Here is a 12,383-nt window from a genome sequence, read left to right on the forward strand (position 1 = left end):
AGGGCGACGTCGCCGGACTTCGCGTCGCCGTCGTCGATCATCCGCTGCAGGGCCATCGGCACCGAAGCCGCGGAGGTGTTGCCGGCGTCGACGATGTCGCGGGCGATCCGGACCGAGTCGGGCAGGCGCATGGCGCGGGCCATCGCGTCGGTGATCCGGTTGTTGGCCTGGTGGGGGATGAACAGGTCGAGATCGTCGGCGCTGACGCCGGCGCGATCCAGCGCCTGCTGCGCGACCTTGGCCATGGCGTACGACGCCCACCGGAAGACGGCGTTGCCCTCCATCACCAGCGCGGGCCAGACCGCGTCGGCGCCGGCGTCGAACACCTCGCGCCAGTCCTGGCGCGAGCGGATGAGGTCGGCCTGCTCGCCATCGGAGCCCCACACGACCGGCCCGATGCCGGGGGTCTCGGACGGGCCCACGACGACGGCGCCTGCGCCGTCCGCGAAGATGAACGCAGTGCCGCGGTCGGTGGGGTCGGTGATGTCGGAGAGCTTCTCGACGCCGATCACCAGGGCGTAGCGGGCACTCCCGCCGCGGACCATGTCGTTGGCGAGCGCGACGCCGTGGCAGAAGCCGGCACACGCCGCGGAGATGTCGAAGGCGGCCGGCTGGCTGGTGCCGAGCTCGTGCGCGATGAGGGTCGCGGCGGCCGGGGTCTGCATGAGGTGGCTGACCGTGGCGACGATGACGGTGTCGACCTGCTCGGCGTCGATCCCGGCCTGCTCGAGAGCCTGGCGCGACGCGGCGACCGCCATCGAGACGACGGTCTCGTCGTCTCCGGCGATGCGACGGGTGCGGATGCCCGAACGCTGCTGGATCCACTCGTCGCTGGAGTCGATCGCATCGACGATCTCGGCGTTGGGGACCACCCGGGAGGGGCGGTAGGCGCCGACGCCGAGGAGGGCGGCGTGGGTGGAGCCGGTCTCGGTGCGCAGGCTCGTCATGCGGACACGCCCCCGGGCCGGCGCTCGAGCGTGGCGCCGTGGTTGGCGCAGAACGCCCGGGCGTCGTCGAGCTGGTCGGGCGTGCTGAGGGCGAAGGTCTCGACGCTGGTCTCGCGACCGCGGAAGTAGCGCTTCGCGATGCCGGCGAGCGTGCCGGCCGGGGCGAGCTCCAAGAACCCGGTCACGCCCAGTCCGGGCATCGTGTCGAGGCACAGGTCCCAGCGGACCGGGCGGGCGATCTGGCCGACGATGCGGTCCAGCACCTCACGGCCCTCGCGCAGGACGGTGCCGTCGGAGTTGGTGATGAACGGCGTCGCGGCGTCGCGCACCGACACCGAGCCGGCGAGCCCGGTGACGTGGTCGACGGCCGGCGCCATGTGCGAGGAGTGGAACGCCCCGGCCACCGACAGCGGGCGCAGGCGCGCTCCCTTGGGGGCGGCGTCGGCGAACGCCGCCAGCTGCTCGGTGGTGCCCGCCGCGACGATCTGGCCGGGGCCGTTGTCGTTGGCCGCGGTCAGGCCCTGCGCGGCGATGGCGGCGAGAACCTCGTCGCGGTCGCCACCGAGGACGGCCGTCATGCCCGTCGGCGTCACCGCGGCTGCGTCGGCCATCGACCGGCCGCGCTCGCGGACCAGGACCATGGCCTGCTCGGCGGTGATCACACCCGCACCGACGGCGGCGGTGATCTCACCGACGCTGTGCCCGGCGACCGCAGCCACGCCGTCGAGACCGTCGACGGCGTCGGGGGCCAGCTGCTGGGCGGTGAGCAGCCCGGCAGCGACCAGCAGCGGCTGCGCGATCTTGGTGTCGCGGATGGTGTCCTCGTCGGCCTCGGTGCCGTAATGGGCCAGGTCGAGGCCGGAGACGGCGGAGAGCCACGCGGCCCGGGCCGCGACGGCAGGATCCTCCAGCCAGGAGGAGAGGAAGCCTGGGGTCTGCGCACCCTGTCCGGGCGCCACGATCACGAGCACACAACCAGCCTGCCGTCCGCACCCTGACGAACGCGCCTGAGCCGTCCACGAACTTGCTCGCGCGTCCTTGTGGAGGTCCTACAAGTCCTTGGGGCCGAGCGTGTCGCCAGTCGAAGGCTGCGCGCGGGCGCTCGCTGCGCTCGGCCCGCGCTTGCCTCCGCCTGGCGGCAAGACTCGGGGATTGGGGCCGAGCCGGCCTGGTTGGTCCGCCGCCGCGTCATCGGGCTTGGCGTCCGAGGACGAGGGCGAGCTGAAGGGTCAGCGCGTCGCGGGGGACGGAGGGGGTCAGGCCGGTCAGGTCGGCGATCTGGCCCAGCCGGTAGCGCACCGTGTTGGCGTGGACGAACAGCGAGCGCGCCGTGGCCTCGATGCCGGCGCCGTTGGCGAAGTAGGCCACGAGCGTCTCGACCAGCTCGCCGCGGGACTCGGCGAGTGGTCGGTAGAGGTCGTCGATGGCCTCGGTGCGCGCCAGGTCGTCGCCGGCGAGGATCCGCTCGGGCAGCAGGTCGTGCGCCGAGACCGGGCGGGGCGCGTCGGGCCAGCCGGCCGCCGCGCGCAGTGCGTCGAGCGCGACCCGGGCGGACAGGTGCGCATGGGCGAGGTCGGTCGCGATCGGGCCGACGACCACCGCGCCCTCGCCGAAGAGGTGGACCACGGAGCTCGCGTCCTTCTCGAGTTGGCCGACCCCGCCGAGGATGACCACGAGGAGGTGGCCCTGGACGGCGCTGAGGGCGTCCAGTCCGCCCTCCCTGGCGCATCGGCGTACCTCCTCGAAGACGCCGGTCTGGGCGCCCGCGGCCTCCGGCGGCGCGGTGCCGACGACGACCGCGACCTCGCCGCGCGAGGACCAGCCCACGGCGCTCGCGCGGGACAGGACGGCCTCGTCGGTCTCCGCGCGCAGCACGGCGTCGACGGCGAGCGCCTCGAGCCGGGCGTCCCAACGACCTCGCACCTCGGCCGCGCGGGCGTAGACCTCGGCCGTGGCGAAGGCGACCTCGCGGCCGTAGCGCAGGACGGCGGCGTGCACGTCGGGCAGGACATCGGGGTCGAGCAGGCGCTCGATGTTGGCCTCGACCTCGTCGATGGTGAGCTTGATCAGGTCGACGGTCTGGTGCAGGTCGACCGTGCCGGCCATGGCGGGTGGGGCCGCCCCGAACACCTGGCCGACGAGGGCGTGGTCCTGCGGGTCGGACCCGGCCTCGTCGGCGAACCAGTCGACGAAGCTCTTCACACCCGCCTGGACGATCATCCCCACGTAGGAGCGCTCCTCCGCGCTCAGGTCCCTGAACCAGGGCAGATCGGTGTCCATCCGAGACGTCGCGGCCGTGCTGAGCGAACCCGTCGCCGCCCGCAGCTGTCGAGTGGCCTCGGCCCGCTGCGCCGAACCGGTGGGGGACATGACGTCAGCCTATTGCGCCCGCCGCTCCGGCCGGTATCGCAGGCCGGGGTGTCGAGCCGCGCGTTCCGCGTGGTTGAATCGTGCACCGCTGCCAGGGTGTGCGTGTGCCGGCCGGACGCGAAGGGGGCCGCAATGGTTGGGGTCGAGGACGTCCAGTACGTGACGCTGCACGGCAAGCGCCGCGCGTACGTCAAGAAGGGCACCGGTCCGGCGGTGCTGCTGCTTCACGGTCTGGCCTGCGACCACACCACCTGGGCGCACGTCATCGACGACCTCGCCGAGCGCTACACCGTCATCGCCCCGGATCTGCTCGGGCACGGTCGCTCCGACAAGCCGCGCGCGGACTACACCCTCGGCGGCTACGCGAACGGGATGCGCGACCTGCTCACGGTGCTCGGCATCGACAAGGTCACCGTCGTCGGCCACAGCTTCGGCGGAGGCGTGGCGATGCAGTTCGCCTACCAGTTCCCCGAGCGCACGCAGCGCGTCATGCTCGTCTCGACCGGCGGTCTCGGCCGGGAGGTCACCCCGCTGATCCGCCTGGTCCAGGTCCCCGGGTGGTTCCGCCTCGTCGGGATGCTCACGCTGCCCGGCGTCCGGCACGTCGAGACCCTCGCCCTGCGGACGGCGGCCGGCTATGCCACGTTCGGACCGCTGCGCAAGTACACCCGCGACCTCGACGAGGCCGCGGCCATCGTGGAGTCCTGGCGCGACCGCCGCACCCGGTTCGCGATCCGGCACCTGGTGCGGGCCGTCATCGACTGGCGCGGCCAGATCGTCACGATGTCGGACCGTGCCTACCTCAGCGAGGCGATGCCGATGGCCGTGCTCTGGGGCGCCGAGGATCTGGTGATCCCGGCGACGCACGCGGACCACGCCCGCGCCCTGGCTCCTGACGTCCGGGTGGACGTGCTGGGCGACTCCGGCCACTTCCCGCACAAGGACCACCCGGCGGAGTTCGTGCGCCTCCTCGACGACTTCATCTCCACGACCGAGCCTGCCGCCTATAACCGCGCTCGGTTCCGGCGGATGCTGAAGGCCGGAGCGACCGCACCGCTCGGTCCGCTGGCCGCGGTCGCCGCGGCCGAGGCTCGCGACGAGGTTCGTGACGAGGCGATCACCTCGGCCTGAGCGCGGCCTGGGGGATGGTCCGTCCGGGCTATTGCCTGCGCGGACCCGGCAGGCCTCAATGGCGGTATGACCGCGGGACCGGTCCACCCACGCACGCTCCGCCACCCCGACGCGGTGCGCCTGCTGGCGTTCGTGCTCGCCGTCATGGCGCTGTTCGTCGTCGCGCGGCAGGGGCAGACCCAGGCGGTCATGTACGCCGCCTTCGCGGCCTTCCTGATCGCCGCGACCCTGTGGGTGCGCGGGCTCGACGCCAACTGGATCGAGGGCCGCGAGGACTACCGCAGCTGGCCGCTCCTCGCCCTGGCGCTCGCGGTGCCCGTCGTCGTCACGATCCTGATCGGGGTCTTCCTCGAGCGGTCGCTGTCGACGTTCGTCCTCGGCGCGCTGATCACGGCGTACATCGCCGCGGGGCTCGCGATCCGCAAACTGCGTTGGCGGGTGATCCAGGGCGATCCGGTCGCCGCCGGGGTGTTCCGCTGGCAGGTCCTGGCCGGACTGCTCGTCGTCGCGTACGGCGCGCTCTGGCTCCTCGGCCGGACACCGACGATCTTCGCGGGTTCGCTGCTCCTGGTGGCGATCGTCCCGGTCCCGGCCCTGGTGCACGTGCTGTCCGAGCGCCGGATCATCGCGCAGTCGCTCGACGGCGCTGAGCGCGAGCGGCAGCTGTGGATCATCGGCGGGGCGGCCGCCACGGCCCTCGGTCTGGTCGTCGGGGTCACCTTCCTCGCCGAGACGCGCTACCTGCTGATCCTCGTCGTGGTGGTCGTGGTGCTCACGTGGGCGTTCGCGGTCGGCAGCCTCGCTGACATCGCCATGGTCCTGGCGCTGCTCGCGCTGATGGGACTCACGCCGGCATCGCAGGACGTGAAGCCGGTCGTGCTGTCGGCGAAGGCGTCACCGCCGAAGCCGGGTGCGCCTGAGCCGGTCGTGGTCTCGCTCGGGGACTCGTACAGCTCGGGGGAGGGGGCGGCCCGCTACCTCGACAGCACCAACGTGGCCGGCGGCAACCAGTGCCGTCGCGCGGCCACGGCGTGGCCGGTGCTCGCGGCGCAGGCGCTGGACGCGCACCGGCTGGTGTTCCGGGCCTGCTCGGGCGCACGGGCGCGCAACGTCGTGGGCCGGGCCGGCGACGACCAGCAGTACGCAGGCGAGGGCATCCAGGCCGCCCGCGCTCTCGCGGAGCTCCGCTCGGCCGACCCGGACCTGGTCCCGGCGCTCGTCCTGCTGAGCATCGGCGGCAACGACTCGGGGTTCCGCCAGGTCGGCTCCTCCTGCCTGTCGATGGGCAGCTGCGACGACGCCGAGGTGTCGGCGTACTTCTACGACAACCTCCCGGACGTCGAGGAGGCCCTCCGGGCGACCTACCTGGCCATCGCGGCGACCTTCCCGGACGCGCCGATCGCGGTGATGCCCTACCCCGACGCGTTCGCGACCGACGACGGGTGCGTCCGGGCGCCGGTCGAGGCGGGCGACATCCGGTTCGTGCGGGCCTTCACCGACCGGCTCGACGACACCATCGAGAAGGTTGCGATGGAGACCGGCGTCTACTACGTCGAGCCGATGCGCTCGGCGCTGACCGACTCCCACCTCGCGCTGTGCGACGAGTCCGGCACCCCGGGGCTCAACTTCCTGGACCTGCGCGGCGTCGGCGGCGCCGCGCTCGACCGGTTCAACCCGGGGAACTGGATCCACAGCAGCCTGCACCCCAACGAGCGCGGGCACGCGGCGCTGGCCGCGGCGTTCACCGGCTGGCTCTCGTCGCAGCAGCGGCTGGACGCCGACGGGAACGAGCTGGTCGGCCTCCCCGCGCTGCTGCCGCCAGCGACCAAGCGGAGCCTGGACGGCGTACCGGCGCCCCCGACGGACCTCCCCGTGCCGACGCGCTCGGCGACCACGCTGTGCTTCGAGAGGGGCGGCGGGTGCGGCCCGGCGACTGACGCGTGGGCGCTCGGCCGCCTCGGGCCGGGCACGGCGCTGCCGCTCCTGCTGGTGGCCCTTGCCGCCGGCGGGTCGTGGGTGCTCGCGGTGGGCGTGAGCGCTCAGCGGTTCCGGCGGCGGGCCATCCAGCGTTTCTGACGAGCGGGCCCTCAGGCGTCGCCGCCCTCCTGCAGGACGCCGGCGACGGCGGTGGGGTCGTCGATGCGGTAGCGCTCGACGGCCTCCTTGACCCGGCCGGGGTCGATCTCGCCGGCGTCGGCGAGAGCGGCGAGGGCCTGGACGACGACCGACGGGGCGTCGACCTGGAAGTAGCGGCGGGCGGCCGGGCGGGTGTCCGCGAAGCCGAAGCCGTCGGCGCCGAGGACGTGGTAGTCGGCCGGCACCCACTGGGCGATCTGGAGCGGGACGGCGGTCATGTAGTCGGACACGGCGACGACGGGAGCCTGGGCGTCGGGTCCCTGGCTGAGGACCTCGGTGACGTACGGCGTGCGGTGGGCCTCGTCGGGGTGGAGGAGGTTCCACTTGCCGGCGTCGATCGCGTCGCGGGCCAGCTCGTTCCAGGACGTGACCGACCAGGTCTCGGCACGCACCCCCCACTCGTCGGCGAGGATCTGCTTGGCCTCCTCGATCCACGGGAAGCCGACACCGGAGGCGAGCAGGCGCACCCGCGGCCCGTCGCCATGGGCGCCGTCGATGCCGCCGACGCGGTAGATGCCCTTGAGCAGGCCCGCGACGTCGAGACCCTCGGGCTCGGCGGGCTGGGCCACCGGCTCGTTGTAGACGGTGAGGTAGTAGATGACGTCCTCGCCGCGGGGGTGCGTCTCGCTGGCGCCGTACATCCGCTCGAGGCCGGCGCGCATGATGTGCCCGACCTCGTAGCCGAAGGCCGGGTCGTAGTGGACGACCGCCGGGTTGGTCGCCGCGATCAGCGGAGAGTGGCCGTCGGCGTGCTGCAGGCCCTCGCCGGTGAGTGTGGTCCGGCCGGCGGTGGCGCCGATGAGGAAGCCGCGGGCGAGCTGGTCGGCCATCGCCCAGATCGAGTCGCCGGTGCGCTGGAAGCCGAACATCGAGTAGAAGATGTAGAACGGGATCATCGGCTCGCCGTGCGTGGTGTACGACGACCCGGCGGCGATCGCGGAGGCCATGGCGCCGGCCTCGGAGATGCCCTCGTGCAGCATCTGGCCCTGCGCGGACATCTTGTACTGCAGGAGCATGTTGCGGTCGACGGACTCGAACTGCTGGCCGTGCGGGTCGTAGACCTTGGCCGAGGGGAACATCGCGTCCATGCCGAAGGTGCGGTACTCGTCGGGCGCGATCGGGACGATGCGCTGGCCGATCCCGGGATCCTTCATCCAGTCCTTGAGGAGGCGGACGACGGCCATCGTGGTGGCGACCTTGTGGCTGCCGGCACCCTTCTTCAGCTCGGCGTAGACGCTGTCGCCCGGCAGCGTGAGCATGGTCGAGCGGTCCACCCGCTGCGGGAGGGAGCCGCCGAGCTGGCGGCGGCGCTCGAGCATGTACTCGATCTCCGGCGAGTCCGCGCCGGGGTGGAAGAAGGGGGCCGCGCCGGTGGTCTCGTAGGCCGACTCGAGGTCTCGGTCGCTGATCGGCAGGTAGAGCCGGTCGCGGAACTTCTTGAGGTCGTCCTGGGTCAGCTTCTTCATCTGGTGGGTGGCGTTCTTGCCCTCGAGGGCGTCGATCGTCCAGCCCTTGACCGTGTGCGCCAGGATCACCGTCGGCTGGCCGACGTGCTTGGTCGCGGCGTCGAAGGCGGCGTACACCTTGCGGTAGTCGTGACCGCCGCGCGGCAGTTTCTCGATCTGCCGGTCGGTCATGTGCTCGACCATCGCCCGCAGGCGCGGGTCGGGGCCGAAGAAGTGCTCGCGGTTGTAGGCGCCGGACTCGACCGAGAAGGTCTGGAAGGCGCCGTCGGGCGTGGAGTTCATCTGGTTGACCAGCACGCCGTCGACGTCGCGGGCGAGCAGGGCGTCCCATTCGCGGCCCCAGATGACCTTGATGACGTTCCAGCCCGCGCCGCGGAAGTTGGCTTCGAGCTCCTGGATGATCTTGCCGTTGCCGGTGACCGGACCGTCGAGCTGCTGCAGGTTGCAGTTGATGACCCAGGTGAGGTTGTCGAGCTCCTCGCGCGCGGCGATGCGGATCGCGCCGAGCGACTCGGGCTCGGCCATCTCGCCGTCGCCGAGGAACGCCCAGACGTGCTGCTGGCTGGTGTCCTTGACGCCGCGGTTGTGCAGGTAGCGGTTGAAGCGCGCCTGGTAGATCGAGTTGATGCCGGTCAAGCCCATGGAGACCGTCGGGAACTCCCAGAAGTCGGGCATCAGCCGGGGGTGCGGGTACGACGACAGGCCGGCGCCCTTGCCGTGCTGGACCTCCTGGCGGAAGCGGAACAGCTGCTCCTCGGACAGCCGACCCTCGAGATAGGCGCGGGCGTAGATGCCGGGGGAGGCGTGACCCTGGATGAAGACCTGGTCCCCGCCGCCCGGGTGCTCCTTGCCGCGGAAGAAGTGGTTGAAGCCGACCTCGTAGAGGCTCGCGCTCGACTGGTAGGTCGCGATGTGGCCGCCGACCTCGAGGCCCTTGCGGTTGGCGCTCGACACCATGACCGCGGCGTTCCACCGGATGAACGCCCGGATCCGCCGCTCGGCGTCCTCGTCGCCCGGGAACCACGGCTCGCGCTCGGGAGGGATGGTGTTGATGTAGTCGGTGCTGCGCAGCGCCGGCACCCCGACCTGCGCCTCCCGGGCCCGCTCCAACAGGCGCAGCATGACGTAGCGCGCCCGCTCCCGGCCCCGCTCCTGGACCAGGGCGTCGAACGACTCGATCCAGTCGCGCGTCTCGTCGGGATCGATGTCCGGAAGCTGGGTCGGCAGGCCCTCGTGGATGACCGAGGGCGTCGAGGCCACCCGCACGGCCGGGGTGGTGGCATCGGTGTTCGTGTCGGAGGTCACGTCGCCCATCGTTGCACCTCCGCGAGGGGCAGGAAATCTACCGGTCAGTACTCCCGCCGCGCCGTTCCTGCGGGCTGAGGGTTGCGCCGTGGCCCCTGACTCCGCTGGACTACTCCCAACCCGCACCCCGCGGGGACGTTCGTCGTACCCGACCACTGGAGGACTCACCGTGACTTCGACCGCCACCGGCGGCACCAGCTCATCCGGCCCGACCGGACCCGCCGAGAGGATGGGCCTCACGAAGGGGCTGGTGGTCCAGGAGCTCGGCTGGGACAACGACACCGACGACGAGCTGCGCGTCGCGATCGAGGACGCCATCGACGGTGACCTGGTCGACGGCGACTACGGCAACGTCGTGGACGCCGTCCTGCTCTGGTGGCGCAACGACGACGGCGACCTCGTCGACGGCCTCGTCGACGCGCTGACCGATCTCGTGGGCGGCGGCGTGATCTGGCTCCTGACACCCAAGATCGGCCGACCGGGCGCGGTCGACGCGGCCGACATCGCCGAGGCGGCGCCGATCGCGGGCCTCTCGCAGACGACCGCGGCCGCGGTCAGCAAGGACTGGGCGGCGACGCGCCTGGTGGCCCCGAAGTCGGTGGCCTGAGCCTCACCTGAGCGCGAACTGGGCCTGACTCGGGCCTGACTCGAGCCTGATCCGGGCCGCCTCGACCCGCGGTCGGGGCGGTGGGCTTGAATAGAGCCATGGGGAAGATCGCGAACCAGGTGGCCGGCCGGGTCAAGGACACCGCCACCAGCCTCAAGATCCTGACCGAGTCAGGGATCGTGCGGCCCTACTCGCCACGCGTGATCGCCGGCATGGCGAACGCCCTGCGCCAGTGGAGCACCACGCCCGCGGGCGGGTTCAAGACCATCGCCCTGCGGATGCCCCAGCAGGTCGCGATCATCGACGAGCTCGGCGCGCTCACCTTCGGCGACCTCCAGAAGCGGACGAACGCGCTGGCCCACGGGCTGCGTGACCGCGGCGTCCGGCCCGGCGACGGCGTCGCCGTGATGTGCCGCAACCACCGAGGGTTCATCGAGGCCTCGATCGCCGTCAGCAAGCTCGGCGCCGACGTGCTCTACCTCAACACCGCGTTCGCCGGGCCGCAGCTGGCCGACGTCATCGCCCGGGAGCGGCCCCGCGTCGTCGTCCACGACGAGGAGTTCACCGGCCTGCTCGCCGGAGCCGACATCGCCGACCGGGTCCTCGGCTGGACCGACGGGGAGGCCGGCTCGGACAGCATCGAAGGGCTGATCTCCGCCGGGCTCGCCGCCGGCCGTACGGCGGATCTCGCGCCCCCGGCCGACAAGGGGCGCACCATCATCCTGACCTCCGGGACCACGGGTACGCCGAAGGGCGCGCCCCGTCCGCAGGGAGGCCTTCCGGCCGCGATCTCCCTGCTGTCGCGGATGCCGCTGCGCAGCGGCTGGAAGTGCCACGTGGCCGCACCCCTGTTCCACACCTGGGGCTTCGCCCACTACCAGCTCGCCATGATGCTCGGCACCACGCTGGTCCTGACCCGGCGCTTCGACCCCGAGGACGCCCTGCGGATCCTGCACGACGAGGACTGCGACTCGTTCGCCGTCATCCCGGTGATGCTGCAGCGGATCCTGGCCCTGCCCGAGGAGACGCTGGACCGCTATCCGCTGCCGCACCTCAAGGCCGTCGCCTCGTCCGGCTCCGCCCTGCCCGGCGACCTCCCGACCCAGTGGATGGACCGGTTCGGCGACAACCTCTACTCGATCTACGGCTCCACCGAGGTCGCCTGGGCCTCGATCGCCTCGCCGCAGGACCTGCGCGAGGCCCCCGGCTGCGCCGGTCGGCTCCCGCACCAGACCGTCGTACGCATCCTCGACGACCAGGGCCGTGAGCTGCCGATCGGACAGTCCGGCCGGATCTTCGTCGGCAACAGCCTCCAGATCGAGGGCTACACCGGCGGCGGAGGCAAGGAGATCGTCGACGGCCTGATGTCCTCCGGCGACGTCGGTCGCTTCGACGCCGACGGTCGGCTCTACGTCGAGGGCCGCGACGACGAGATGATCGTCTCCGGCGGCGAGAACGTCTTCCCCAAGGAGGTCGAGGACTGCATCGCCACGCACGAGCGGGTCGCCGAGGTCGCGGCCATCGGCGTCGACGACCCCGACTTCGGCAAGCGCCTGCGGGCCTTCGTCGTGCGCGTGCCCGAGGCCGAGCCGGTCTCGGCCGACGAGCTCAAGGACCTGGTCAAGCGGAACCTCGCCCGCTTCAAGGTGCCGCGCGAGATCGTCTTCCTCGACGAGCTGCCCCGCAACGCCACCGGCAAGGTCCTCAAGCGCGAGCTCACCACCATCGAGCCGAGCGAGTGAGGCCCGACGTGGCAGGACCTGCCAGCATGGCGACCGGCATCGACCTCGGAGGGCTCGCGCCCGACTTCACCCTGCGCGACCAGTTCGGCCAGGACATCACGCTGTCGTCGTACCGCGGGGTGAAGGCGGTGGCGTTGGTCTTCTACCCCTTCGCGTTCAGCGGCGTGTGCAGCGGTGAGATGCACGGCATCCGCACCCGGCTCGACGAGTTCCTCACCTTCGACACCGAGGTGCTCGCGATCTCCTGCGACCCGGTCTACGCGCTGCGGGCGTTCAGTGACGCCGACGGGCTCAACTTCGGGCTGCTCAGCGACTTCTGGCCGCACGGCGAGGTCTCCCGCGCCTACGGCGTGTTCGACGAGCGCGGCGGCAGCCCCGAGCGGTCGTCGTACGTCGTCGACAAGACGGGGCGCCTGACCTGGGCGGTGCACAACCCCAAGCCCGCCGCCCGCAGCGCCGACGACCTGCTCGACGCGCTGCGCGCCGCCGCCGGATAGGCAGATCGACCTGGTCGCCTAGTCACTTTGAGTCATTTTTCAACTATTTCTGCTCAACCCGTTGGACGGACGAGGTCCGGCCGGTAATCTTTGGGTTGTTGAACCGCTGGTGACCCGAGACGCCAGCGGTTCAGCCTTTTTTGTTGGGCCGAGCGTGTCGCCAGTCGGGCGCGGTCGCCAGC

9 protein-coding genes are annotated in these 12,383 nt (G+C 71.9%); 5 read left to right on the top strand and 4 right to left on the bottom strand.

Annotation, left to right across the window (positions count from 1 at the left end):
• From FHP29_RS00165 to FHP29_RS00175, 3 genes are all read right to left on the bottom strand, one after another.
• The coding region (locus tag FHP29_RS00165) for a beta-ketoacyl-ACP synthase III (RefSeq protein WP_158296426.1) at positions 1-947 on the bottom strand (947 nt) is incomplete at its 3' end.
• Complete coding sequence (locus FHP29_RS00170) at positions 944-1,918, bottom strand: ACP S-malonyltransferase (protein ID WP_139620858.1); 975 nt, start codon at positions 1,916-1,918, stop codon at positions 944-946. The genes FHP29_RS00170 and FHP29_RS00165, both read right to left, overlap by 4 nt.
• A gap of 217 nt (positions 1,919-2,135) precedes the next feature.
• On the bottom strand, positions 2,136-3,317 hold the full coding sequence (locus FHP29_RS00175) for a PucR family transcriptional regulator (protein ID WP_139620859.1): 1,182 nt from the start codon (positions 3,315-3,317) through the stop codon (positions 2,136-2,138).
• A 132-nt stretch (positions 3,318-3,449) separates the two neighbouring features.
• Between FHP29_RS00175 and FHP29_RS00180 the strand changes: the two genes are divergently transcribed.
• Both FHP29_RS00180 and FHP29_RS00185 read left to right on the top strand, forming a co-directional pair.
• The gene (locus tag FHP29_RS00180; protein WP_139620860.1) at positions 3,450-4,448 is read left to right on the top strand and encodes an alpha/beta fold hydrolase; all 999 of its coding nucleotides are present in this window, start codon (positions 3,450-3,452) and stop codon (positions 4,446-4,448) included.
• Positions 4,449-4,514: 66 nt separating this feature from the next.
• Positions 4,515-6,524, top strand: a complete 2,010-nt coding sequence (locus FHP29_RS00185; RefSeq protein WP_139620861.1) for an SGNH/GDSL hydrolase family protein — start codon at positions 4,515-4,517, stop codon at positions 6,522-6,524.
• A gap of 11 nt (positions 6,525-6,535) precedes the next feature.
• Here the strand turns inward: FHP29_RS00185 and aceE are convergent, their stop codons facing one another.
• Entirely contained in the window at positions 6,536-9,364 is a 2,829-nt protein-coding gene (gene aceE / locus FHP29_RS00190; RefSeq protein WP_139620862.1) for a pyruvate dehydrogenase (acetyl-transferring), homodimeric type, read from the bottom strand.
• Between the two features lie 160 nt (positions 9,365-9,524).
• Between aceE and FHP29_RS00195 the strand changes: the two genes are divergently transcribed.
• From FHP29_RS00195 to FHP29_RS00205, 3 genes are all read left to right on the top strand, one after another.
• The gene (locus FHP29_RS00195; RefSeq protein ID WP_476703652.1) at positions 9,525-9,962 is read left to right on the top strand and encodes a DUF3052 domain-containing protein; all 438 of its coding nucleotides are present in this window, start codon (positions 9,525-9,527) and stop codon (positions 9,960-9,962) included.
• Between the two features lie 98 nt (positions 9,963-10,060).
• Positions 10,061-11,704 carry an AMP-binding protein gene (locus tag FHP29_RS00200; protein ID WP_139620863.1) on the top strand — a complete coding sequence of 548 codons (1,644 nt, stop codon included), beginning with the start codon at positions 10,061-10,063 and terminating at the stop codon, positions 11,702-11,704.
• Between the two features lie 26 nt (positions 11,705-11,730).
• Positions 11,731-12,201, top strand: coding sequence for a peroxiredoxin (locus tag FHP29_RS00205; RefSeq protein ID WP_139620864.1), 471 nt, complete (start codon positions 11,731-11,733; stop codon positions 12,199-12,201).
• The last annotated feature ends 182 nt before the right edge of the window (positions 12,202-12,383 follow it).

The organism is Nocardioides albidus (genome assembly GCF_006335005.1).
Lineage (GTDB): Bacteria > Actinomycetota > Actinomycetes > Propionibacteriales > Nocardioidaceae > Nocardioides > Nocardioides albidus.